Annotated in this window: 22 protein-coding genes; 10 read left to right on the top strand and 12 right to left on the bottom strand. The window is 42.0% G+C overall.

What is annotated here, in order from left to right; genetic code table 11:
• Positions 1–177 precede the first annotated feature (177 nt).
• From F8N35_RS02630 to F8N35_RS02600, 7 genes are all read left to right on the top strand, one after another.
• A complete protein-coding gene (locus F8N35_RS02630; protein ID WP_293049793.1) occupies positions 178–2,406 on the top strand; it encodes a T9SS type B sorting domain-containing protein in 2,229 nt (742 codons plus the stop codon).
• 6 nt (positions 2,407–2,412) lie between these two features.
• Positions 2,413–3,378, top strand: coding sequence for a PorP/SprF family type IX secretion system membrane protein (locus F8N35_RS02625; protein WP_293049792.1), 966 nt, complete (start codon positions 2,413–2,415; stop codon positions 3,376–3,378).
• Positions 3,379–3,496: 118 nt separating this feature from the next.
• A complete protein-coding gene (bcp, locus tag F8N35_RS02620; protein ID WP_293049867.1) occupies positions 3,497–3,955 on the top strand; it encodes a thioredoxin-dependent thiol peroxidase in 459 nt (152 codons plus the stop codon).
• Positions 3,956–4,002: 47 nt separating this feature from the next.
• Positions 4,003–4,824: a helix-turn-helix domain-containing protein gene (locus F8N35_RS02615; protein WP_293049791.1), complete on the top strand. Its 822-nt coding sequence runs from the start codon at positions 4,003–4,005 to the stop codon at positions 4,822–4,824.
• 92 nt (positions 4,825–4,916) lie between these two features.
• Complete coding sequence (locus F8N35_RS02610; protein WP_293049790.1) at positions 4,917–5,507, top strand: DUF6249 domain-containing protein; 591 nt, start codon at positions 4,917–4,919, stop codon at positions 5,505–5,507.
• Positions 5,500–6,024: a sigma-70 family RNA polymerase sigma factor gene (locus tag F8N35_RS02605; protein WP_293049789.1), complete on the top strand. Its 525-nt coding sequence runs from the start codon at positions 5,500–5,502 to the stop codon at positions 6,022–6,024. Before F8N35_RS02610 ends, F8N35_RS02605 begins: the two co-directional genes overlap by 8 nt.
• Positions 6,025–6,047: 23 nt before the next feature.
• Positions 6,048–6,356, top strand: a complete 309-nt coding sequence (locus F8N35_RS02600; protein ID WP_293049788.1) for a DUF5056 domain-containing protein — start codon at positions 6,048–6,050, stop codon at positions 6,354–6,356.
• Between the two features lie 130 nt (positions 6,357–6,486).
• Here F8N35_RS02600 and sufD read toward each other — a convergent pair whose 3' ends face one another.
• Entirely contained in the window at positions 6,487–7,815 is a 1,329-nt protein-coding gene (sufD, locus tag F8N35_RS02595; RefSeq protein WP_293049787.1) for a Fe-S cluster assembly protein SufD, read from the bottom strand.
• A gap of 100 nt (positions 7,816–7,915) precedes the next feature.
• On the bottom strand, positions 7,916–8,671 hold the full coding sequence (gene sufC, locus F8N35_RS02590) for a Fe-S cluster assembly ATPase SufC (RefSeq protein WP_068701053.1): 756 nt from the start codon (positions 8,669–8,671) through the stop codon (positions 7,916–7,918).
• 269 nt (positions 8,672–8,940) lie between these two features.
• Between sufC and F8N35_RS02585 the strand changes: the two genes are divergently transcribed.
• Together F8N35_RS02585 and pfkA are read left to right on the top strand one after the other, a co-directional pair.
• On the top strand, positions 8,941–9,819 hold the full coding sequence (locus F8N35_RS02585) for a 4-hydroxy-3-methylbut-2-enyl diphosphate reductase (RefSeq protein WP_293049786.1): 879 nt from the start codon (positions 8,941–8,943) through the stop codon (positions 9,817–9,819).
• A 12-nt stretch (positions 9,820–9,831) separates the two neighbouring features.
• Complete coding sequence (pfkA, locus tag F8N35_RS02580) at positions 9,832–10,815, top strand: 6-phosphofructokinase (RefSeq protein ID WP_293049785.1); 984 nt, start codon at positions 9,832–9,834, stop codon at positions 10,813–10,815.
• 487 nt (positions 10,816–11,302) lie between these two features.
• Here pfkA and F8N35_RS02575 read toward each other — a convergent pair whose 3' ends face one another.
• Positions 11,303–12,415, bottom strand: a complete 1,113-nt coding sequence (locus F8N35_RS02575) for an AraC family transcriptional regulator (protein WP_293049784.1) — start codon at positions 12,413–12,415, stop codon at positions 11,303–11,305.
• A 310-nt stretch (positions 12,416–12,725) separates the two neighbouring features.
• Between F8N35_RS02575 and gltX the strand changes: the two genes are divergently transcribed.
• Positions 12,726–14,243, top strand: coding sequence for a glutamate--tRNA ligase (gene gltX, locus F8N35_RS02570; RefSeq protein ID WP_293049783.1), 1,518 nt, complete (start codon positions 12,726–12,728; stop codon positions 14,241–14,243).
• A 61-nt stretch (positions 14,244–14,304) separates the two neighbouring features.
• On the opposite strand, the gene F8N35_RS02565 is transcribed toward gltX, so the two are convergent.
• From F8N35_RS02565 to F8N35_RS02525, 9 genes are all read right to left on the bottom strand, one after another.
• The gene (locus F8N35_RS02565) at positions 14,305–15,534 is read right to left on the bottom strand and encodes an FtsX-like permease family protein (RefSeq protein WP_293049782.1); all 1,230 of its coding nucleotides are present in this window, start codon (positions 15,532–15,534) and stop codon (positions 14,305–14,307) included.
• 56 nt (positions 15,535–15,590) lie between these two features.
• Complete coding sequence (gene rbfA / locus F8N35_RS02560) at positions 15,591–15,926, bottom strand: 30S ribosome-binding factor RbfA (protein WP_293049781.1); 336 nt, start codon at positions 15,924–15,926, stop codon at positions 15,591–15,593.
• A gap of 67 nt (positions 15,927–15,993) precedes the next feature.
• Complete coding sequence (locus F8N35_RS02555; protein WP_293049780.1) at positions 15,994–16,512, bottom strand: DNA-3-methyladenine glycosylase; 519 nt, start codon at positions 16,510–16,512, stop codon at positions 15,994–15,996.
• A gap of 203 nt (positions 16,513–16,715) precedes the next feature.
• Positions 16,716–17,708, bottom strand: a complete 993-nt coding sequence (locus F8N35_RS02550) for a class II fructose-bisphosphate aldolase (protein ID WP_068701061.1) — start codon at positions 17,706–17,708, stop codon at positions 16,716–16,718.
• A gap of 84 nt (positions 17,709–17,792) precedes the next feature.
• Positions 17,793–18,332, bottom strand: a complete 540-nt coding sequence (locus F8N35_RS02545; RefSeq protein WP_293049779.1) for a CvpA family protein — start codon at positions 18,330–18,332, stop codon at positions 17,793–17,795.
• Between the two features lie 91 nt (positions 18,333–18,423).
• Positions 18,424–21,420, bottom strand: a complete 2,997-nt coding sequence (infB, locus tag F8N35_RS02540; RefSeq protein ID WP_293049778.1) for a translation initiation factor IF-2 — start codon at positions 21,418–21,420, stop codon at positions 18,424–18,426.
• Positions 21,421–21,521: 101 nt separating this feature from the next.
• Entirely contained in the window at positions 21,522–22,772 is a 1,251-nt protein-coding gene (gene nusA / locus F8N35_RS02535; RefSeq protein WP_293049777.1) for a transcription termination factor NusA, read from the bottom strand.
• Positions 22,773–22,774: 2 nt separating this feature from the next.
• On the bottom strand, positions 22,775–23,242 hold the full coding sequence (gene rimP / locus F8N35_RS02530; protein WP_293049776.1) for a ribosome assembly cofactor RimP: 468 nt from the start codon (positions 23,240–23,242) through the stop codon (positions 22,775–22,777).
• 347 nt (positions 23,243–23,589) lie between these two features.
• Entirely contained in the window at positions 23,590–24,777 is a 1,188-nt protein-coding gene (locus F8N35_RS02525; protein ID WP_293049775.1) for a PLP-dependent aminotransferase family protein, read from the bottom strand.
• Between the last annotated feature and the right edge of the window lie 31 nt (positions 24,778–24,808).

Here is a 24,808-nt window from a genome sequence, read left to right as displayed (position 1 = left end):
ACAACCCTTTGGTGAGTTTTAAATTATCAGTTAATAGTTAACCAGATAAAAAGCTGTAAACGTGCCCTCTTTACAGCGATTCACAAAAACTGTAAAAACTAATCATTTACCTGTCACACGGGCAGATTCATAATATAAACGCGATCTGCTTTCATTGAACCAAAGACTCCCAATAGCATGAAAAAACGGCACTATCTCATAATTGGACTTATAGTCTGTTTAACAATTATCTCGTTAGGTTTATTCGGTGCAAATTCCAATCTGATTAACCTTGGATTTGAGAACGGAAACTTTACCGGATGGACTGGATACACAAGAGTTTACAGCACTGATGTACCAACCAGCAACACTCCTTGGGTGCAGGTAGCTTTACCAAACAGCAGAAGACAGGTAATCATGTCAGATACTACAGCATATGATCCAACAGTAGGATATTTACTAAAGATTATTCCCAAAGGTTATAAATATTCAGCAAGATTAGGCGATGTTATTACATCTGCTGATGTAACTCAAGGAAACAACATGGGATTTAGATGCTGGCAACAAAAATTGCAATACAAATTAGCTGTAGATTCGACCAATGCCCTCCTTATAATGAAATTTGCCTGTGTATTGCAATATGCATCTGACCATTCCGCATTAGTGGAACCCCGCTTCAAACTCACCCTTTACGATTCATCTGGCAATGAAATCAACACTTGCACAAACTATGATGTGTACTCTTCAAGCAATACGGTTAAAGGATTCCAAAATTATACCTCCACTAATTCAATCCTTTCAATTGCGCCTCAAATCCAATGGAGAGACTGGACTACTGTTGGAGCTGATCTTTCGGCTTATAAAGGACAAACCATCACACTCGAATTTATGTCCACCGACTGTACCGGAAGATTTCATTTTGGCTATGTCTATTTTGTAGCCGACTATCAGCCGATGAAAATCTCTACCGACTTTTGTGGATCTTCCGACACGGCAAGATTAACAGCTCCGACCGGATTCGAGAGTTATCGATGGCGTGATGTAAATACAAACAAGGTAGCAAACACAGACACAACCCTATCAACGCTTGCCGTGCCAATGAGTGGAAAAGATAGTGTAATTTATCATTGCATTATGCGGTCGGCCACCGGCTGTATAGACTCTCTTTCCACAACTATTCTGAAATACAAACCAGTTGCCTCTTTCACCGCAAAAATGGTTGGCACGTGTACAGACAATAACGTAGAATTCACAAACCAATCGACAACAAATCGCGGTAGACTTGCTTTTCGGTGGGATTATGGAGATGGCACGAACGACACAATATCAGGCACACACATACATCACTATACCACGTCGGGGCATCACCCGGTAAAACTTATTGTATACAATCCTCCATCTACCTGTTCGATCGACACAATAAAAGATGTTGAATCAATAAACACCGATCTGGTCGGCCTCAAAGCCGATCAAGACTCGATCTGCATTGGCAGTTCAACCGGAAAACTAAGGGCTAGCGGTGCCTGGACGTATGAATGGAGTACTAATCCCGGCACGTTTAATATTGACAGTATCAAATCGGGTCTACCGGCAGGAACCTACTGGGTAAAAGGATACGACTCTACGCATAACTGCACATCCAACAAACATTACACCACCATTTCAGACGAAAGCGAATGGATGGATTCAATTCAGGGACATAACTGGTTTTGTACGGGCGATAGCACAAAACTATACGCTTCCGGTTGGTATGTAAACATGAACAAACAGACAGGCATTGCAAAAACGCCACTCACGTATCGATGGAACAATGGAGCTTTAACTGACACTATAACCACCAACAAAGCTGGCACTTACACCGTTATCGCAACTGACAAATGGGGCTGTTCCCGAACCTCCCCGTACAATGTCAAAGAAAAAGTATTACCTTTGATAAATTTCACAGTCTCACCAAACACCATAAATTCTAAGAGAAACTTAGTCTCATGCTCCATCAACCAGGAGCCAAGCGTATTATACAACTGGACTTTTGGAGACAACACTGGTGTATCGACGGGCAATTCAGTTATTCACTACTATAACCAGAATCTACCGTCAGCTCTTTATACAATAGCGCTCAAAGACAGTGACACCGTCTACGGTTGCACAAATTCAGGAACAACGTCAATTCTTTTAGAGCCGTTTGTTCCGAATGTATTTACACCAAACGGAGACGAGTACAACGATTACTTTATGCCCAATTACGAAATGGACGTTTATGATCGTTACGGCATTTTGGTTTATTCAGGAACAAAGGAAAGTAATGGTTGGGACGGTTCCTACAAAGGGAAGAGATTGGAACCGGACACTTATTTTTACATTATACATTACACTGATTATAACAATCAGAAACAAACAATCAAAGGGTACATCACCTTAATCCGATAAGAGAATATGAAGAGATTTTTACTGGTTACGTCAATTTCCCTTATGGTTATATTTCATAGCAGTTTTGCATTTGCACAGGCTGACATTAGTATGACTACCCATTGGAACAACAGAGCCAATTACAATCCGGCTTCAATTGCCAAAACGGAATACTTATACCTTTTCAGTAATGTTCGGCATCAATGGACAGGCATCAGCGGGGCTCCCACTGTCATTAACGTACAGGCTTCGGAATACATTCATGACCTGCGTTCTGCTTTTGGCATTTCCGTCATCAACGATAACATAGGATTAACCAACGTACTCAATCCTACGGTTACCTACGCATACCGTATGTCTCCCAATGAAGATCTCGACTCCTGGTCTATTGCTCTGGGGCTGTCGGCGGGACTTTTTGCCCGGACTATAAACGGATCCAAATACGATCCGACAGACACTACCGACCCGACACTGGTTTATTCTGATCTGACGACTTACAAACCGGATGCCAACTTCGGGATAGAAATTCAAACCAAATACCTCATATTGGGATTATCGACCACGCACCTTTTTGCCATTTCAAAAAACAGCAATTTATTTCAAAACACTAATCACAGGTACTTATACGCTATTTACAAAAACACCAACTCTGAATATTTTAATTTTAGTTTTGGTTCTGAAATCGCAAACAGAAACAACCTGACAGTGCTTGAAGCCAACTCCATGATACGGTTTAAGCGCCCCACCGGCCTTTCGGATGGCCCCCGTGAGCTTTTCGACATTGGACTTAGTTACCGAACGACCCAACAATTATCATTACTTTTAGGCGTCAACATCACAAGTAATTTCCGGATTGGCTATTCTTACGATTATGATTTTAAACTGAATACAAACCAATCAGGAACGCATGAATTTATGCTGGAATACCGCATTCCAAACAAGACCAGTTCTATTTGCGGTAGTTGTGACAATCAACGCGACTGGTATTTCTAACCAGTCCACCCAACATTTTTGCTTAATTATTGTTGTAAAACCTGTGCCCGATATAGTATATTTGTAACCGTTTGCGGTAAAATCCGAAACGGTTATTTTTTTACTTAAAAACACTACTATTATGCTACAAAAAGGAGATAAATTGCCTGTTGTAACTTTACAGGATCAAAACGGAGAACCATTCAGCACAAGTTCATTGATTGGCAAAAAGACTATCTTATATTTTTATCCCAAAGACAATACTTCGGGATGTACCGCCGAAGCATGCAGTCTGAATAATGGTTTGGACGAATGGGCCCAACAGGGTTATCAGATCGTTGGTGTGAGTCCCGACAGTCCCTCATCACATCAGAAATTCATTGCCAAATACAGTCTGAACTTTACTCTTTTAGCAGACACAGAAAAAGAGTTGGCTTCTGCATTTGGAGTATGGGCTGAAAAAAGCATGTACGGACGAAAATACATGGGCATTGTCCGCACCACATTCGTCATTAACGAACAAGGAGTGATAACCCATGTCATTGAAAAAGTAAACACAAAAGAGCATTCGGAACAATTAAAAACAGTTTTATTATGAACAACAATCCGGCATCTGAATAAGGTGCCGGATTTGACTATATTCTCATGGATAAACCATTCCTGATATACAAGCTTGATGCCGCAACCATCGGTGAGATTGTAAAAGATCCTCCGGCTCCTCACCGGCATGAATACGAAGAACTGATCGTTTTACTGGAGGGCACGCCCGAACATTTTATTGATTTCAGGAAACAGACGATCCTGTCGCCTGCTATTATTTACGTTTCCAAAGGGAAAATTCATCAGTTTATGCCCGACCTGCAAACCCGCGGCTGGCTCATACAATATCAGAATGAATTTGCACCTCAAAGTAGCTTCCATTTTTATTCCAATTTTGCCGACACCATTCATTATTCACTTCCTCAACACACGTGTCATAATCGACTCGACACCTTATGCTCACTTATTTATGAGGATTTCACGGCCAATCCTCCACGCTATCAAGTAATAAAACATCTTTTACTTGCACTATTGATCCAAATAGATTCCGATCATACACTACAAATAGCAGAGTCAAAAACGGCCAGTAACAGCTACATTTCTACTTTCGACAAATTTCTCAAGCTGGTTGAAACTAATTACAAACAAGCTGAAAGTGTACAGTTTTATGCAGATCAACTCAACACCTCAGCACGCAATCTGAACCTGATCTGCCGTTCGGTATTCGACAAAAGTGTATCTGAAATTATCGAAGACCGGAAATTAATAGAAGCCAAGCAATTAATCGTCAGTACCGACAAGACCATATCCGAAATTGGTTTCGAAGTCGGCTACAACGAAAAATCATACTTCACCCGCGTATTTTCTAAACGGGAAGGAATTACACCTACGGAATTCAAGAAAAAAGCGGTTGCATTATTGCAATAAAATTATTTTCAAAAAAAATCACCACTGCTCATCCAAACCGACATTGAATTACGTCTAATGAGTAAAAGTTCCATCCTCAAAAGATTACTATTATGAAAAAACTTGGATTTCTATTATTATTTACCTTATTGGCTGTATTCAGCTTAAATGCTACTCCGGTTTCCACAAGCACCGACGCAGCAATTAAAGACAGTATATATCAGGCAAATAAAAGCGATCAGGCGATCAATGACGAACAACGTCAGGAACAAGCCTCTGAACAGCTTTATGAAAATGAAAAAAGACATTCGTACGACAATGATGAGCCAAAACTAACCAGTGCAGGAATCGTATTAATTTCCTTAATGCCTTTCCTGACTGCTATCCTCATTGTATTCTTTGTTGTTCGCAACAAACGTATGAAAGAGTTACGCATGATTCAACTGTATGAAAAAGCGCTTGAAGCAGGCAAAGACCTCCCTGAAAGCTTCTTCCGCCGTCCTGAAGAAGAACCCAAAAGTCATTTTCTGAAAGGTGCGATCTGGATAGGCGCCGGCTTGGGAATCTCAATCGGAGGTATCTTTCTGATGGGTCAACATTCTCCCTGGGGCTTCGGGTTAATCCCTTTATTTATAGGAATTGCCTACATGATCAGTTACTTTGTAGAAAAGAAAGACAAAGCGAACTCGGCTAAAGATGAGTAACGCGGATGACCTGAAGTGGATCATGCAAGTCACGTTGCTTGGCAACAAAGATGCTTTCGATCCGCTTGTCAGAAAATATCAATCGCCTATTCGCCGGTTCTTTCTGAACCTGACGATGGGCGATTCATCTCTGAGTGACGATCTGGCGCAGGAAACATTTATCAAGGCATATTTACAGCTGAAGTCGTTTCAAGGGCTTTCGGGTTTCTCCACCTGGTTGTTTCGCATTGCTTACAACGTATTTTATGATTCAGTACGTACCCAAAAGCATCAAAACGAAACTTCTCTGGACGAAGTAGACCGATGGCATTCTGTCGACAACGATTTTTCGGCTGAAAAAAGCGATCTTTACGATGCTTTGCGTAAATTGCGTCAGGAAGAACGAACGGCGATCCTACTCTGTTACATGGAGGGAATGAGCCACTCCCAGGCAGCAAAAGTAATGAAATGCCCACTGGGAACTCTCAAATCGTATGTTTCTGCCGGCAAAACCAAACTGGCACACCATTTGCAATAAAAAGACAGACAAAAATGACGAACATGAACGATAAACAATTGCAACAGTTTTTTGCAGAACACAAGATGGATGTTGCCGACAAAGGATTTTCCGACAAGGTAATCCATCGTCTGCCGGAAAAACAACGCACCCCGGGCTTAGTGTGGATATTTGGAATCATCAGCACGCTAACTGTAATCCTTACTGGTAACTATTATCGGGTATTCCGCGTTTTCATGGCAATATTGGATACTTTAGGATGGTGGATATTACCGGTTATCACTTGCACCATCGCCGCAGCCATCATATTTACTGTCACATCGTACGAACGACGACAAGCAATATTCCGCTAATTGAACTTCAACTTCCGAGCCAGATTTGCCGGATTGAAATCAATTCTGCTCTATAGCAACAAAAAAGCCCGTGATTACAGGATTGTGTCCTTAATCACGGGCTTTTATTATGAGATAATATGAACCTATTTTATTGGCAAATGACGCAACCGGCACATTTGGAAAGTTCTCCCCTGAATCGCTTTTCAACCAGCAAGTGAATCCGGTCTTTCAACGCATCGATGCGAATATTTTCAATCACGTCAGCAGCAAAAGCAAACTTGAGTAACAATTTGGCTTCTTTTACCGAAATACCTCTGGAACGCATATAGAAGAGTGCTGCTTCATCCAATTGTCCTACCGTTGCACCATGGGAACATTTCACATCGTCTGCATAAATTTCAAGTTGTGGTTTGGCTTTCATTTTAGCAGTAGGTGTTGCACACAGGTTCTTGTTGGTCATCAACGCTTCTGTTTTCTGAGCGCCCGGAGCAACGTAAATCTTTCCGGCAAAAGCTCCGACAGCTGAATCGTCCAGCACATATTTGAACAATTCGTGACTACGACAATGCGGCGAGTTATGATTAATCAGCGTAAAATTATCCACCTGCTGATTTTTATCGCCAATAGCCATACCGCAAAGCATTACTTCGGCATTTTCACCATCCAGATCCACCTGCACATTATTGCGGGTAAGCCCGTTGTGAAGTGTAACCGCATTAATCAAAACATTCGACGAAGCTTCCTGCTTTACCATTAACGAACTGATATTGGTCGTTTTGTTATGCGTATTTTCTAACGAATAATATTCAAATGAGGCATTTTCTCCCACGAAGACTTCGGTAACGCGATTGCACAGGAATTGTACCGGATCCTGCGTGTGTGCACATTCGAGTAGCTGAGCTTTTGCACCTTCTTCAATGATGACAAGATTGCGACTGTTGGCCATAAAGTCAACATCCGCACGCATAATATCCACCAATTGAACGGGCTTGGGCAATACTACTCCTTTCGGCACGTACATAAAAAAACCGTCCTGAACAAAAGCTTCATTAAATGCCATTGTTGCGGTTTTCGCATTTGCAGCCTGACGATTGTAATACTTGCCTACCAGTTCGGGATATTTTTGTGCAGCTTCATTCAATCCGCAGATAATTACACCTTCAGGTAATTCCGGCTGTTGCTGGGTTGCGTAAAAGCTATCGTTGACTACATAATAGAGATAGCCATTGATACTTGGCACATCGCAACGAAACGCTACCGGGATATACAGACGATTCAGATTCAAACCGTAATCGACCGAAAATGCTTTACCCAAATCGGTATACAAATAATCTTCGTTGCGGGTGGTTGGAAACCCCAGGCTCTCAAAACGGGTAAAAGCTTCATCACGACCGGCATTCAACACATCGGCGCAAGGCTTTTTAAGGTCGGCATGGTGTTCCTTGTATAGTTCTATATAGGATTGTTCTATTGACATAAGTTTAATTTGAAAATTTGGGGATTTGACAATTTAAGAATAAAGTCCGATTCATAAAACCGGCCGCATCGCAAATTGTAAATGATTAAATTGTCAATGACTACTGGGCATCAATTTCCTGTTTGATCCAGTCGTAACCTCTGTCTTCCAGCTCAAGCGCCAGTTCCGGACCAGCTGTTTTCACGATCTGTCCTTTGTACAAAACATGCACAATATCTGGTTTGATATAATCGAGCAAACGTTGATAATGAGTAATCACGATGCAAGCATTATGATCGGTTTTCAACTTGTTTACGCCACTTGCCACAATGCGGAGGGCGTCAATATCAAGACCACTATCCGTTTCATCCAGAATAGAGAGTTTCGGATCAAGCATTGCCATCTGAAAGATTTCGTTCCGTTTCTTTTCCCCACCCGAAAATCCTTCGTTTACCGAACGATTAGCCAGTTTGCTATCCAATTCCACGAACTCTTTCTTCTCGCGCATCAGTTTGAGAAAATCTGAAGCCGAGATAGGATCCATTCCTTTATATTTGCGATGTTCGTTGATAGCCGCACGCATGAAATTGGTCATGCTGACACCCGGAATTTCGACCGGATACTGAAAACTAAGAAAGATTCCTTCGCGTGAACGATCCTCAGGAGCCATCTCCAACAGGTTTTTCCCGTTAAAAATCACTTCTCCTTCGGTAACAGTAAACAATGGATTACCCGTAAGTACAGCTGACAGGGTGCTTTTGCCCGAACCATTCGGTCCCATGATAGCATGAACCTCGCCTTCGTTAACTTGCAGGTTAATTCCTCTCAAAATCTCTTTTCCGTTTATATTGGCATGTAAATTCTTTATTGTAAGCATAATGAATGATTTGTTGTTTGAACCGTCAGTATCAACACACTGACTGATTTTACAAAATATTAAAAAGCTACGCAAAGATAATCAATAAAATGTGGATGTGTATGCTCATTTTTGTGCGTTGTGTGTTAATTTTGCACAAGTTTAGAGTGCAAAAGCGCTCATTCCAAACCGTATGGAAACAAGTTCTCTCGTTGAATTCGATTGCATGAAAAGGCAAATTCATTAACATTAAGAGACGGTTCCGATTTATTTACTAACAGAATAATACAATGATAAAAATAGAAATGGATTCCGGTTCCGGATTTTGCTTTGGGGTTGTCAATGCCATTACCAAAGCCGAACAGGAACTGGACAAAGATGACTCCCTATTTTGTCTGGGAGATATCGTACACAATGGCAGCGAAGTAGAACGTCTCAGCAAAAGGGGTTTAAGGACTATTGAACACGAAGAATTTTCCAAATTAAAGAATACCCGTATTCTTTTTCGTGCACATGGTGAACCCCCGGCCACCTATCTGGCCGCAAAAGCTAATAACATTCAGGTGATTGACGCCACCTGTCCGGTAGTGCTGAAATTGCAGCAACGCATCAAGAATGCTTACGAAACCCATCCCAAAGAGGATTGGCAAATTGTCATTTACGGAAAAATCGGACATGCAGAGGTAAACGGTCTGGTTGGACAAACAGAAAACAGCGCTATCGTGGTAGAACATATTGAAGACCTCGACCGTGTGGATTTGAACAAAAACATTTGTCTTTTCTCTCAAACCACAAAATCAATCGCAGGGTTCAACAAACTGGTAGAAACTATCAAAAAGAAAATTAATCCGTCCGTTTCCTTTGAATTTTACGATACAATTTGCCGTCAGGTATCAAATCGTATTCCAAATATTCGTACCTTTGCCGTACGACACGACATAGTCTTTTTCGTGAGCGGCAAAAAAAGTTCAAACGGCAAAGCTCTGTTTGACGAATGCAAAGCTGTTAACCCCAACTCACATCTAATATCTACCCCTGAAGATATCACTCCGTCTTTATTAAAGGGCGTAACCACAGTAGGAATCTGTGGGGCCACTTCCACACCCAAATGGCTGATGGAAGAAGTTGCCAAAGAATTAGAAAAGATTGCAAGTGTAACAAACGATTAAATCAAAACGGTCATGTATCAACTAAAATGTATCGGGGTACTTACCTCGGGAGGCGATGCCCCTGGCATGAATGCTGCACTCAGGGCAGTAACTCGTAAAGCCATCTATCATGGCATCCGTGTAAAAGCGATTTATCGCGGTTATAAAGGTCTTATTTCAGGAGAGATAAAAGAGTTTCAGACTCAGGATGTAAGTAACATTATCCAACAGGGAGGTACCATCATCAAGTCGGCACGAAGCATGGAATTTAAAACCGACGAAGGAATGCAGACCGCTTACGAGACTCTTAAGCGCGAAGAGATCGACGCATTAGTAGTAATTGGAGGAGACGGAACCTTTACCGGAGCACGTATCTTCGGACAAATCTACAATGACATACCCATCGTTGGTATCCCCGGCACCATCGACAATGACCTTTACGGAACCGACTACACGATCGGTTACGATACAGCATTAAACACTGTTGTGGAAGCTGTCGACAAAATACGTGACACTGCCAGTTCGCACGAACGTCTTTTCTTTATAGAAGTAATGGGACGCGATGCAGGATTTCTCGCTCTTTACGGAGCTATTGCTTCCGGAGCTGAAGCCGCCATCATCCCGGAAATCACCACCAGCACCGACCAGTTGACTCAGTTGATTGAACAAGGCTTCCGTAAATCAAAAAACAGTAGTATTGTATTGGTTGCCGAAAGCGACATTACCGGCGGAGCTATGGCTGTTGCCGACAAAGTTAAGCAGGCTCATCCCGAATTCGATTGCCGCGTCACCATACTCGGCCATATTCAACGCGGAGGATCTCCCACGGCCAACGACCGTGTATTGGCAAGTCGCATGGGAACTGCTGCGGTAGACGCCTTGTTAGCTGACCAACGTAATGTAATGATTGGTATCGTGAACAACGAAATCGTTTACGTTCCGTTTATCAAAGCCATCAAGGACGAAAAACCTGTCAATTCAAGCCTGATGGACGTGCTACATACACTATCAATCTAAGCTTATCAAAACTATATAGAAAAGGGTTGGCCTCACGGTCAACCCTTTTTGTTTTTCTACTTTTATCATTGAGATAAATTTAGCTCATGATATACCCGCCTAGTCTGGAACAGAGAAATATCCATGCAACAAAACGAGGTTACGTCTTGCAACAAGAACACAAAAGCTATTACTCTCCAAACAAAATGATTCAGGTTGCAATCTAAATTGTATTGATCATTTCATAAAAAAAAGACCAACCTTCAGAATTAACTTCTGAGGTTGGCCATACACTTCATTTTTCTCTTTAGATTCAAAAATTTCTATTTTCCAAAAGACATTTGGTTCGAATGCCTCTTTTGAAATATCGTTCAATTTTCGATGACAAAAGTACGCTTTTTGCACATATGCTCATTTATCAATTCATACAAAACCACCATCAAAATTGATAAGTTTGCCTAAAAACACAAAAAAACAAGATTTGATTGTCAAACGATAGAATTCTGTTTTACAACGATTGCTGTCTCTGACGGTACCATTCGGAAGGAGAAACACCGGTTATCATTTTAAATTGACGGCTAAAATTTGAGGGTTCACTGTAACCCACCAATTCAGACACCTGAGCAATGGAAAGCTGTGGGTTTTCCCGAAAAATCCGCATTGCTTCTTCTATTCTCAACGACCCTACCCATGCATTAAAATTCACCCCTTCTTCCTTGTTGATAAACCCGGACAATGTCGTCCGGCCAATTTGGAGCAGCTGCGCCATTTCTTCTATACTTACACTAGGTGCCAAATAATATTTCTGATCCAGCACCTGTTTTTTTAGCTTTCCCCAGGAATGTCGTTGTTTTGGAACCTGACCAATTTCCGGCGTCAATGGATGAAACACCTGTTCAATCTGCACGTACGTGCGGGGATATTGAATATAACATACCCCAAACACAATAAAGAAAACAGCAAGAACTGAAAAGAAAGTCATCAACGCAACCGGTGAATTGACTAAACTTATGACCAACGCATATCCTCCAAGCAACAGGGCTCCATCATAACAAATGCGAACCCAGGGTAAATGCAGCTTCATATTTTCAGAAAAACACTCGTCCAGCCGGGAGTTATACAATGTTGCTTCCTTCTTAAAAGAACGACCAAAATAGACTAGTTGCGTCACACACATCAGCCAAGTGGCAATCCGGATTAAAATTTGAGGATGAATCAAATTCTGCATCACCTGAGACAAACTTCCAAGCATGGGATTACCAAATTTTATTGCTCCGATCCAATACAAAAGATTGAGGAATACAAGAGGCGAAATATGTATGAGTATAAACTTTCGGGTGATTCGTTCCGGATGCAACAAATTGATCAACGCCGTTGAAAACAGCAAGATCAGAAAAGAGCACATGGAAAGAAGTATCATTGACAATACATTCACCAATACTTTATCGACAACCGCAATAAAAGCGGAAGCAACATAAGCGACAAACAATATGCGCAAAGAGATGCGATAGTTCTTCAATCCTGCATTTGGTGGCAATGGTAGTGTAATAAATATGATTGCAAAAATCAGACAGGAGGCTGCCAATGCATTTGTCAACAATACATACAGTAGATGATTCATAACTCAGGACAAATAAGAAGAACGTTTATCCAACAAGATCAGCCCGGCGACTGCTTGAAAATCGTCATGCAAAGATACATTTTTCGTATCATAATTTCATAAAACATATTGGATTGCCTGACCAATACCTATTTCCATGATATTTATCCAAAACATGCCGACAAATTAGCAAATGATATAGAGAGGTAAATCTTTCGGGGGTCAACCCTTTTTGTTATCTTTGCAGGTCTGTTTGAAACACCAAAAACAACAATTAAATCAATATAAAACAGGTAATTACACAGTCAATCATATAATAAACACCATACAAATGAAAGTAAGAGTTCGTTTTGCACCTAGCCCCACAGGTCCGCTCCACATCGGAGGGGTGCGTACCGCGTTATACAACTATCTTTTTGCCAAACAAAACGGCGGAGACATGATTCTCCGCATCGAAGATACTGACTCGAACCGTTTCGTGCCCGGAGCGGAAGCCTACATCGAAGAGTCGCTGGTATGGCTGGGCATCAAGATCGACGAAGGAGTGAAACAGGGAGGTCCCCATGCGCCTTACCGTCAAAGCGAACGCAAAGATATTTACCGTAAATATGTTGATCAGTTACTGAACGACGACAAAGCTTATATTGCATTCGACACTCCCGAAGAATTGGATGCCAAGCGCAACGAGATCAAGAATTTTCAATACGATGCTTCTACCCGTGGCATGATGCAAAATTCTCTGACTTTATCTGCAGAAGAAGTTCAAAGCCGCATAAATGAAGGCAAACAGTATGTTGTCCGTATTAAAATAGAGCCGAACGAAGAAGTACATGTACAGGACCTGATCCGCGGTGAAGTAGTTATTAACTCATCGATTCTGGATGACAAAGTACTCTTCAAATCGGCCGACAACCTGCCGACCTACCACCTTGCCAACGTAGTGGACGACCATCTGATGGAGATTTCGCACGTTATCCGTGGAGAAGAGTGGTTACCTTCGGCTCCGCTACACGTATTGCTTTACCGTGCACTAGGATGGGAAGATTCTATGCCGCAATTTGCCCACCTGCCTCTACTGCTCAAACCCGATGGCAACGGAAAACTCAGCAAACGTGACGGCGACCGTCTTGGTTTCCCTGTATTCCCATTGGAATGGAAAGACCCGAAAACAGGCGACATTTCGAGCGGTTATCGCGAAACGGGCTACGAACCCGAAGCGGTTATCAACTTTTTGGCATTGCTAGGATGGCATGCCGGTTCCGATCAGGAAATTTTCTCGATGGAAGAGCTTATCAAAGAATTTTCGATGGAACGTTGCAGCAAGAGTGGTGCCAAATTTGATTTTGAAAAAGGGAAATGGTTCAACCACCAGTACCTGCAACTAAAACCGATTGAAGAACTTGCAGCTAAATTCAAGACAATTTTAGCAGAAAAAGGAGTAGAAGCAACTAACGAAACTATCTCAAACGTAATCGTCCTTATGCGCGAGCGCATCAACTTTATCAGTGAATTGTGGGACACAACCTCTTATTTCTTTATTGCTCCGACAAGTTACGACGAGAAATCCGTTCAAAAACGCTGGAAACCATTTACTGCGCAACAACTCACCGAATTGTCGGTCTTCATTGAAACACTGGACAACTTTGTAACCGATAAAGCCGACTCTGAAGCAAAAGTAATGGAATGGATCGCCACCAGGGAATACAAAACCGGCGATGTGATGAATGCTTTCCGTATTGCATTGGTTGGAGAATCAAAAGGGCCTCACATTTTCGACCTGACAGCTATTATAGGGAAAGAAGAAACACTTAACCGAGTGCAACGGGCAATAGATACCATTAAACTCTAAAACACAAAGAAGGATGTCTTCTGCAAGACATCCTTCTTTATTATCATATTTTTTTGCTCGTTTATCTCACTTTTTCAAGCAAGTTCTTTCTCAGGTAACGTACCGGATAAAGCGCCGCTAAAAATCCCATCACACTTACCGTTACAAGCACGACAGCAAGATCCGTCCAAACCACTTCCACCGGATAAGAATCGATAATAAAACCTGATCCCTGCAATTTGATCCATCCGAAATAATACTGACCTAAGCAAAGAATAACACCAAGCGCAACACCCAGCAAAGCACCACCCACGGAGATCATCCAGCCTTCCAACAGGAAGATTCGTTGTATTAATCGATTGTCTGCTCCTAAATTTCGCAGGGTCTGAATATCATTCTCTTTGTCAATAATCAGCATAGACAACGACCCGATAATATTAAACACGGCTATCAGCAGAATAAAAGAAAGTATAAGATAAGTCATCCACTTTTCTATTTTCATAATACGAAAATAGTCACTCTGCTGTTCATAACGGTTCAACACCGAAAATTTATCGCCAAGAATATTCTTTACCTCTTTCTTCACAACATCAGCCTCCACTCCGGGCTTCAGCTTCAAACTTACCGACGTCGCAACATTATCCGGATAATCAAACATACGACGTGCAAAAGGCAGTGAAACCAGAAAATATTTATCATCGTAAGCAGCCTGCTTGATAGCAAAAACACCTGAGACAAAGATCTTGTCACTATTGAAGCTATTTTCCGGGTTCACCAGATTAATTGCTGAAATACGTTTAGGCACATACACCAAAACCGGATCGAGTGCTTTAGAACCGGTACCCAGAGCACCGGCAAGCCCCACACCCATAATACCATTCTCAAAAACGCCATCGTTCAACACAAAACTGCCCGACACAAGCAGACTGTCAATTGCTGTCATTGCCTGAAAGTGGGTTCCAATACCCTTGATGGTTGCTGGCAATTGCTTGTCTTTGTACCGAAGCATGGCATTATCTTCCACTACTTCGTCATAAAAAGCAATATCCTTGAGTTGGCGTACCGCATTCCACTCTTTGGTATGCGTATCGAAGGCTTTTCCCTGCACCAATTCAATTTTCAAATCAGGATCAAAAGCACTGAAAAGCTGTTGTATAAGACCTTCAAAACCATTGAACACCGAAAGCACACAAATCATTGCCATTGTGCCCACGCAAACACCTCCTGCCGAAATACCGGAAATGATATTAATCGCATTGTGCGATTTCTTGGCAAACAGATAACGACGGGCAATATGAAATGCTAAGTTCACAGAAATCTAAATTTGAGAATATGAGATTTGAAAATTTAAATATATTCGATGCTCACCTATTTCTTTAACAGCTTGTCGATATTTTCAAGATAATCGAGCGTATCATCCAAATAAAATGCCAGTTCGGGAACCACACGCATCTGATGGCGAATTTTTACGCCCAATTCATAACGTATTGTTTTAGTATGTTCCTTGATAAGCGCCAGCGTTGATTCGGCCTTATCTCCCGGAAAAATACTCAAATACACCTTTGCAATGCTCAAATCGGGGGTAATCCGCACATTGGTAACGGTAATCATCACTCCCGGATAGTTGCGCGCAATGCCGAGAAACATACTGCTCAGCTCTTTTTGCAACATCCGTCCTATTTTTTCTTGTCTTGTACTGTCCATAAATTTATAAATTCAAAGTTCCAAAATTTCAAACTCTATCTTGAACATTTCGGATTATTATACCACATCAATCATTGGCAATAAATCGCCATTCCATATCTTTCCACTCTTTAGCGTAATCCACTCCCACCCGAGGAGCTGTAGCAAAAGTGGCTATAACCGGTGTATCTTCCACCCACAATCGGTTCGAGATACATAAATCTTCTCCATAAAATGATTTGTCGAGTTGCAACAAACGCCCTACCCTGCCCGAACCTATTACCTTATCAACACCTCTGATAAGTACCGCTTGCGGATGGCCTTCGTTTCCTGTAACGAAATTGAGCATCCAGTACATGCCGTAAATCAAATACACGTAAATTTTACCTCCGTCGTGATACATTACTTCGGTACGTGGTGTACGCCCTTTACTTGCATGACAGGCCAGATCTTCTTCCCCGATGTAAGCTTCGGTTTCCACAATAACAAAACGTTTTTCTTCTCCGTTTTCAAAGCGACGCACTATAGTTCTACCCAGCAACTCCCGGGCAACAGTAACGGCATCTCTTCTAAAAAAATCAGGATGTAAACGTGGGAAAGCGGTCATGGTCTGTTTTACCTGCAAAATTAGGCATAATTTCTTGTTAGTGAAAGCACAAAAAAGCCGTCTTTTTCGAGACGGCTTTTCTTCAGATTTACTATTTCAACATTTACCATTTACGAATAATCTCTGCTCGTCTGCTGCTTTCTAAAAGAGTTTCAACCTCTGAGCAAATTGTAAATCGTAAATAAATAAATTGTCAATGTCAATTACGCTTTACCTGCGCTACCCAAAACGTTAACAGTTTTGTGCATGTAGAGTTTTTTCAACTCATCGCGAGCTGGGCCTAAATATTTACGAGGATCGAATTCGCCCGGTTTTGTTGCCAAAACTTCACGAACTGCAGCTGTCATAGCCAAACGACCATCTGAGTCGATGTTAATTTTGCAAACAGCTGAAGAAGCTGCGTGACGCAATTGTTCTTCTGGAATACCGATAGAATCTTTCAATGCACCACCGAATTTATTGATAGTTTCAACATATTCCTGAGGTACAGAAGAAGAACCGTGCAATACGATAGGAAATCCCGGAATTTGTTTTTCAATTTCTTCGAGGATATCGAAACGCAATGGAGGCGGGATCAAAACACCGTTTGCATCGCGGGTACATTGTGCTGGTGTAAATTTGTTAGCACCGTGAGAAGTACCGATAGAGATAGCCAAAGAGTCAACACCCGTACGTGTTACGAAGTCAACTACTTCTTCTGGTTGAGTATAGGTGTGGTGTTCTGCAACAACGTCATCTTCAACACCTGCCAACACGCCTAACTCACCTTCTACAGTTACGTCATGAGCATGAGCATATTCTACTACTTTCTTTGTCAAAGCAATATTTTCTTCGTATGGGAAGTGTGAACCATCGATCATTACAGACGAGAAGCCCATATCGATACAATCTTTACACAATTCAAAGCTATCGCCATGATCAAGGTGCAATACAACCGGAATTGCATAACCCAATTCTTTTGCATATTCAACAGCTCCCTGAGCCATGTAACGCAATAAGGTCTGGTTTGCATATTTACGGGCACCGCTCGAAACCTGCAAAATCACAGGTGATTTTGTTTCAACACAAGCAGCAATAATTGCCTGCATTTGCTCCAGGTTATTGAAGTTGAAAGCTGGAATAGCATATTTGCCTTCGATAGCTTTCTTAAACAACTCTTTCGTGTTTACTAATCCTAATTCTTTGTAGCTTACCATAGTATTTATTGTTTATTGTGTTTGAATTTAACGAGTGCAAAGATACTCATTTTTAGCAAGGAATCCCAGAAAAATAACATTTTTTCACGACACAGAAGCTGCATCGTTTGCATTCTTCCCGACCGTCGGAGGCTTATTCCATTTGTCAAAATCCATGTATGGCAGAATGATATCCGGAAGCTGTTTCAAGGGCTTATAGAGCAACGATCCGGGGGCATTTTCGGCCTCTTTACCGGTCACTTTATGGTGCGCCGACGAATATAAATTTATCAAAACGCCCAGTACCAAGGCAACCTGCAATACACCAATAGCTCCGCCACACAGACGATTCAGCCATGACAATGCAACTGCTTTCGACACTTTGGTCATCATTCTCCCCAACAAATACAAGCCCAGCCCTACTCCCACAAAGAGGACAAAAAATGAAAGAGGCAATGCCACCTTCGGAGAGAGGTGCAACAACATTTCCAGAAACGAAGCAACCGGTTGATAAAAGAAACGGGCAAAATAGATGCCCAGCACAATTCCGGCCAGAGTTGCCAGCAAACGAAAGGCTCCTTTTATGAAACCGAAAATCATTCCGGCTCCCATCAAAACAAGAAAAAAACAATCCAACGTCGACATAAAACGGTATTAATATAAAAAACGGCCACGGATAACGACTCAGGTCTTCATCCGCAGCCGTCTATTTATGCTGCAATTAAATTAGTTACAATCAGAGGGTTTTCTTAACTTCTACTTCTTCGTAGCCTTCGATAAGGTCTCCCGTCTTAATGTCATTGTAGTTGGCTATATTCAAACCACATTCATAGCCATTACCAACTTCTTTGACATCGTCTTTGAAACGTTTCAAAGAGCCGAGCTCACCACTGAACACCACGATACCATCACGAATAAGACGTATTTTGGTTCCGCGTTTAATCTTACCTTCACGCACGATACATCCGGCAACAGAACCCACCTTGGTAATCTTGAAGACTTCCTGAACCTCGAGGGTAGCCACCACTTCTTCCTTGATTTCGGGAGAAAGCATACCTTCCATAGCAGCTTTCAATTCTTCTATTGCATTATAGATGATCGAGTAAAGTCGGATGTCGATTTCTTCCTTCTCTGCCAATTTACGAGCGGCCATTGAAGGACGAACCTGGAAGCCGACGATAATCGCATTTGAAGCTGCGGCAAGCATTACATCCGATTCTGAAATCTGACCCACTGCTTTGTGAATCACATTTACCTGAATTTCTTCGGTAGAAAGCTTAATCAACGAGTCGGAAAGTGCTTCGATAGAACCATCCACGTCACCCTTCACAATCACATTCAGTTCCTGGAAGTTACCGATAGCTATACGGCGACCGATTTCATCCAGTGTAATGTGACGGCTGGTACGCAGACCTTGTTCACGTTGCAACTGCTCACGTTTGTTGGCAATATCACGGGCTTCCTGTTCTGTCGGCATAACATTGAATGTATCACCGGCCTGAGGAGCTCCGTCGAGACCAAGAATCAGTACTGGTTCCGAAGGTCCAACGCTTGTCACGCGTTGATTACGTTCGTTGAACATCGCTTTTACACGACCAAAATGAGTACCGGCAAGAACCACATCGCCAATATTGAGCGTTCCGTCTTTTACCAAAACGGTCGACACATAGCCACGTCCTTTATCGAGCGACGATTCAATGATTGAACCGGTGGCACGTTTATTAGGATTAGCCCTTAATTCAAGCATATCTGCCTCGAGCAACACTTTTTCAAGCAACTCGTGTACACCTACGCCTTTTTTGGCCGAAATTTCCTGCGACTGGTATTTACCACCCCAGTCTTCCACCAGGTAGTTCATATTAGCCAGCGCTTCTTTTATTTTTTCAGGATTAGCACCTGGTTTATCTATTTTATTGATAGCAAACACCATTGGTACATTTGCGGCTGATGCGTGGTTGATTGCTTCAATTGTCTGAGGCATCACACTATCGTCGGCAGCAACAATGATAATGGCAATATCGGTAACGGCAGCACCACGGGCACGCATTGCGGTAAACGCTTCGTGACCAGGAGTATCAAGGAAGGTAATTTCACGACCGCTTTCCAGCGTTACATGGTAAGCTCCGATATGCTGAGTAATACCTCCGGCTTCACCGGCAATTACATTGGCTTTACGAATATGGTCGAGCAATGAAGTTTTACCGTGGTCAACGTGTCCCATCACAGTTACAATAGGCGGACGGGCTTCCATATCCTCTGCACGGTCTTCTTCCTGATCCTGTGCGATAGCGTCAATAACTTCCGAACTCACATATTCTGTTTTGTAACCGAATTCATCAGCAACAATATTGATGGTTTCCGCATCCAGACGTTGATTAATTGACACCATCACGCCCAGATTCATACATGTACCAATAACTTTGGTTACAGGCACATCCATCATGGTTGCCAATTCTGCTACCGTTACAAACTCGGTCAGCTTCAGTACATTTTCGCTGTCGCGCTCCATTTCTTCACGTTCCTGCTGACGCGCTGAAACGTTATCGCGCTTTTCTTTTCTATATTTTGAGCCTTTAATCTTTTTCTCTGTCAAACGGGCAAGCGTTTCTTTGATCTGCTTTTGAACATCTTCTTCGTTCACTTCCGGTTTGAAAGGACGTTTGGGCATATTTCCCTGACCTTTGTGACGGTTATCATTTGGTCTTGCAGGGTTATTCCCTTGTGGAACATTCGGTTTCGAAAGATCCACTTTTTCTTTGTGAATACGTTTCCGTTTTTCTTTTCTCTGGTCGGCATTCGCTGATCCTTGCTGAGTCGCAGGAGATGCTGACGAAGGATTTGCCGGACGTTGTTGATTATTCGGCGTATTTTGTTGTTCGCGTTGTACGCGTTCTTTCCGTTTTTCTTCTTTTGACTTTTTCTTCGGACGTGTTTGCTGGTTGAGAGCAGAAAGGTCAATTTTGTCAACTACCTTTATATTCTGTTCTATTACAGTAGGTCTCAACTGGAACACTTCACCTTCATTTTGCACTTCCGGTTCTGCAGTCTCTTTGGGACTATTATCTTCAGAAGGTTTTTCAACAACCTTCACTACTTCAGCCACAGGCTCTTTTGCCACTTCTTTCACGGCTTCAACTTCAATTTTCTTTTCAACCACAACCGGTTCTGCTTTTGGAGATTCGGGTTCAGGAACAACTACAGGTTCCGGAGCCGGCTCTTCTATTTTTTCAGGTTTCTGTTCTACAACAGGTTTGGGTTCAGGTTCTGGAGCCGGAGCTGGTTCCACTACTGGTTCCGGTTGCTTTTCAGGAGCGGGAGTAGCAGGAGCCGGTGCAGCTTTTTTATCAAGAGCATCCAGATCAATTTTCCCCACAGTGGTAATATGAGGACGTATTTCATCCGACACGACCACCTTGATTTCCTCTGTTGCAGACTTCGGTTCAGGTTTCGCTTCAACCTTGGGCTTATCTTTAGACACAGAAGCTTCGTAACCGGCAGCAGTAATCGTTTGAGCCTTTTCTTTCTCCTGGCGCATTTGAGTTTCGCGTTCTGACTTAATTTTCAGGTCCTTATCGTTGCTAAACTCTTTTACAAGAATAGTATACTGATCTTCAGAAATCTTGAAGTTGGGATTTTCCTCAACAACATGACCTTTTTTTCGCAAAAAATCGACTGCCGTCGAAAGTCCTACGTTCAAATCCTTAACTACTTTATTTAACCTGATACTCGACATAGTTTATATTTAGTGTGTTTGAAAAGATAAGCAAAAGTGATAGCCGACAAACTCAAAGACAATTCAAGATGTTCCTGCTCCTGAAATTCGAAAACGCCTTATTACTCCTCAAATTCTGCTTTGATGATATTCAGCACCTCATCAATGGTTTCTTCTTCAAGGTCGGTACGTTGAATCAACTCCTCGCGAGAAATAGCCAATACACTTTTCGCCGTATCGCAGCCGATAGACTTAAGCACATCGATTACCCATTGTTCGATTTCATCTGTAAATTCATCGAGATAAATGTCTTCTTCCTCTTCGCCATCAATATCACGGTAAACATCGATAGTATATTCGGTAAGCATTGAAGCCAAACGAATATTCATACCGCTTTTACCAATAGCCATTGATATTTCTTCGGGCTTGAGGTAAACATCTGCTTTTTTATTTTCTTCATCCAAACGGATCGAAGATATTTTAGCCGGACTCAATGCTCTTGCTATAAACAAAGAAACATTAGCCGTAAAGTTGATAACATCAATATTTTCATTACGCAACTCACGAACAATTCCGTGAATACGTGCTCCCTTTACACCGACGCAAGCTCCAACCGGATCGATGCGTTCGTCATAAGTTTCGACAGCCACTTTCGCTCTTTCGCCCGGAATACGTGCAATCTTGCGAATGGTAATCAAACCATCGTGAATTTCGGGCACTTCCAGTTCGAACAAACGTTGCAGGAACAATGGAGAGGTACGCGAAACGATAATTTTAGGGTTACCATTACGGTTGTCTACCTTCACAACTACCATGCGAACGGTATCGCCTTTACGGTAAAAGTCTGCCGGAATTTGCTCTGTTTTAGGAAGAATCAGTTCATTGCCTTCATCATCCAAAAGCAGAATTTCCTTTTTCCACATTTGGTAAACCTCTCCTGTAACAATCTGACCGATACGATCTTTGTATTTGTTATAGAGATAATCTTTCTGAAGTTCCAGAATTTTTGAGGCCAGCGTCTGACGCAAAGTCAAAATAGCACGACGACCAAACCCGAGAAAATCGACAGCATCGGTAACTTCTTCACCGACTTCGTAATCCGCGTCAATTTTTTTAGCATCGGTCAACGAAATCTGGCTGACAGGATCTTCCACTTCATCGTCTGCAACTACCTCCCGGTTGTGCCAAATTTCAAAGTCGCCCTTATCTGGATTGATAATGACATCAAAATTTTCATCCGACCCGAACATTTTAGCTAAAGTGCCTCTGAAGGACTCTTCGAGCACACTGATTAGCGTAGGACGATCAATATTCTTCAGCTCTTTAAACTCGGAAAAGGTGTCAATTAAATTGACAGGTTCAACTTTGCTCATAGCTATTTGAATCTTATTAGATATTTTGTGTATTTTACTTCGTTATAGGAATAAACCTCGTCTTCTTCTACTGTGATTTTTCGCTTGGCGCCTTCAGGCTTTACCTGCTTGGTGACCGTAACGGTAAAAGTATCTTCAGCAGCATCTTTTAATATCGCGCTGAATTTTTTACCGGTTTTTGTAAGCACTTCTACTTCGTTGCCGATATTTTTCTGATACTGTTTCAACACTTTGAACGGAGAACCAAGACCTGCAGAACCAACTTCCAGCTCAAAATCTTCCACTTCTCTGTCAAGTTGTGACTCTATAAAACGGCTCAATTCAGCACAATATTCAATATCGATGCCTTTTTCGGAGTCAATCTCCACCACGATATTGTTTTCGGCATTCACTTTGACATCAACAATAAAATTCTCTGTGCCAGCGATAAAAGCCTCAACAAATTGATATATCTGTTCCTTTTGTATCATAAATTATCCGAATAGTGCATTAGCCGCAAAGATAATTATTTTTTCATTGAATTACAACCTGTTATACCCTCGAACACACTCACTCCAAAGTATAAAAAAACCCTATTGAAAGGACTTCAAAAGGGTTTCCCGGTCACTGCCTCGGCAGTATATCGTGTAAAACTATTATCCCTTTGAATTTAAGCACAAAAGACACATATCTCATTGAAAAACGGGTCTTTGGGTAGATGCTTAAATTGCTTTCGCGGTGAAGTTGCACAAACATTCCAACAGCAAAAACGTTGCAAAGGTACTATTTATTTCTTAAATAACAATAATCAGAACTTGGATTGCAATGGATTGAGAGATTATTTCATCATCTTTTTCATCACATCACCAATAATTTTGATTCCTTTCTCAATTTTATCTTCTGCCGTATTGCAATAAGAAACACGGATATATCCGTTTGACGCTCCCTGAGGATCGAATGTGGAACCAACAACAAAGACTGCTCCTTCGGCAATAACCTCCTTGAGTAGTTCCATTTCATCAATTCCCTCCGGCAATTTTACCCAAATGTAAAATCCACCTTTAGGTTCCACAAACGAAGCTTCTGCCGGGAAGTAACGTTTAATGGCATCGACCATATATTCACAACGCTTATGGTAAATACTACGAACGCTTGCCACATAACTGTCAAGTTGCCCTGAAACGAGGAAGCGATGTGCCAATACCTGCGTAAATGTAGGTGAACAGGCATCGATGCACTGCTTGCAGAGTTCTGCCTTGCGGTAAAATTCGTCACCAACCAGCATCCAGCCGAGACGCATGCCAGGGCCGAAGATTTTGGAGAATGAGCCGGTATAGCAGATTTGTTGTTCTTTTTCCGATTGAATTTTCAGCGGAACAATATGCTGTTTATCTTCTTCGTCAAACCAAAGTTCTCCGTAAGCATCATCTTCAAGAATGGGCACTTCCGTTGCATTCATTACCTCCAGCAGTTCTTTGCGCCGTTCCGGGCTATACGTCAAACCGGCAGGATTGTGAAACGTAGGGGTAATGTACAGGAACTTGGGGTCTAATTTCAATGCTTCTTTCAACGGGTCAATCAAAATACCGTGTCCATCCATATTAATACCGTGGATAGTTGGCATGTAAGAGCCAAATGCAGACAAAGCCCCGATAAAAGCCGGATTTTCGGTCAACACCACATCTCCCGGATCAATAAACATCTTCGCCCAGATATTAATTGCCTGCAACGAACCAGTGGTAATAATCAGCTTATTGGTATCCATCGGGAAGCCTTTCTTCCGAAGCCATTCACCGAGAGCTTCCAGCAATGGAGGATAACCGGTTGTAGGCCCATATTGCATGGCAACCTGCTGCTCTTTCACCGACAAATTATCGACTATTTCCTGCACCTCATGAATAGGGAAAAGCTCGTTATCGGGCATTCCTCCGGCAAATGAAATCATATCGGGACGCGTGGCCAGGCTCATCAGATCTCGAATGGCCGATGAACGCAACGCACTGACTGACTGTGAAAAACGAGTCATTTGAATAGATGTATTAGATATTAGAATTTTT

The organism is Paludibacter sp., assembly GCF_009712605.1.
In the GTDB taxonomy this organism is placed as follows: domain Bacteria; phylum Bacteroidota; class Bacteroidia; order Bacteroidales; family Paludibacteraceae; genus Microbacter.
Note: the sequence above shows the minus strand (reverse complement) of the source record. Positions and strands in the feature narration are given on the sequence as shown.

Coding starts and splice junctions, on each gene's coding strand:
- F8N35_RS02625 (WP_293049792.1), top strand. CDS start 2,413: ATGAAGAGATTTTTACTGGTTACGTCAATTTCCCTTATGGTTATATTT.
- sufC (WP_068701053.1), bottom strand. CDS start 8,671: ATGCTTACAATAAAGAATTTACATGCCAATATAAACGGAAAAGAGATT.
- F8N35_RS02605 (WP_293049789.1), top strand. CDS start 5,500: ATGAGTAACGCGGATGACCTGAAGTGGATCATGCAAGTCACGTTGCTT.
- pfkA (WP_293049785.1), top strand. CDS start 9,832: ATGTATCAACTAAAATGTATCGGGGTACTTACCTCGGGAGGCGATGCC.
- rimP (WP_293049776.1), bottom strand. CDS start 23,242: ATGATACAAAAGGAACAGATATATCAATTTGTTGAGGCTTTTATCGCT.
- F8N35_RS02550 (WP_068701061.1), bottom strand. CDS start 17,708: ATGGTAAGCTACAAAGAATTAGGATTAGTAAACACGAAAGAGTTGTTT.
- rbfA (WP_293049781.1), bottom strand. CDS start 15,926: ATGGACAGTACAAGACAAGAAAAAATAGGACGGATGTTGCAAAAAGAG.
- F8N35_RS02555 (WP_293049780.1), bottom strand. CDS start 16,512: ATGACCGCTTTCCCACGTTTACATCCTGATTTTTTTAGAAGAGATGCC.
- infB (WP_293049778.1), bottom strand. CDS start 21,420: ATGTCGAGTATCAGGTTAAATAAAGTAGTTAAGGATTTGAACGTAGGA.
- F8N35_RS02600 (WP_293049788.1), top strand. CDS start 6,048: ATGAACGATAAACAATTGCAACAGTTTTTTGCAGAACACAAGATGGAT.
- nusA (WP_293049777.1), bottom strand. CDS start 22,772: ATGAGCAAAGTTGAACCTGTCAATTTAATTGACACCTTTTCCGAGTTT.
- F8N35_RS02585 (WP_293049786.1), top strand. CDS start 8,941: ATGATAAAAATAGAAATGGATTCCGGTTCCGGATTTTGCTTTGGGGTT.
- F8N35_RS02630 (WP_293049793.1), top strand. CDS start 178: ATGAAAAAACGGCACTATCTCATAATTGGACTTATAGTCTGTTTAACA.
- sufD (WP_293049787.1), bottom strand. CDS start 7,815: ATGTCAATAGAACAATCCTATATAGAACTATACAAGGAACACCATGCC.
- gltX (WP_293049783.1), top strand. CDS start 12,726: ATGAAAGTAAGAGTTCGTTTTGCACCTAGCCCCACAGGTCCGCTCCAC.
- F8N35_RS02575 (WP_293049784.1), bottom strand. CDS start 12,415: ATGAATCATCTACTGTATGTATTGTTGACAAATGCATTGGCAGCCTCC.
- F8N35_RS02615 (WP_293049791.1), top strand. CDS start 4,003: ATGGATAAACCATTCCTGATATACAAGCTTGATGCCGCAACCATCGGT.
- F8N35_RS02525 (WP_293049775.1), bottom strand. CDS start 24,777: ATGACTCGTTTTTCACAGTCAGTCAGTGCGTTGCGTTCATCGGCCATT.
- F8N35_RS02610 (WP_293049790.1), top strand. CDS start 4,917: ATGAAAAAACTTGGATTTCTATTATTATTTACCTTATTGGCTGTATTC.
- F8N35_RS02545 (WP_293049779.1), bottom strand. CDS start 18,332: ATGTCGACGTTGGATTGTTTTTTTCTTGTTTTGATGGGAGCCGGAATG.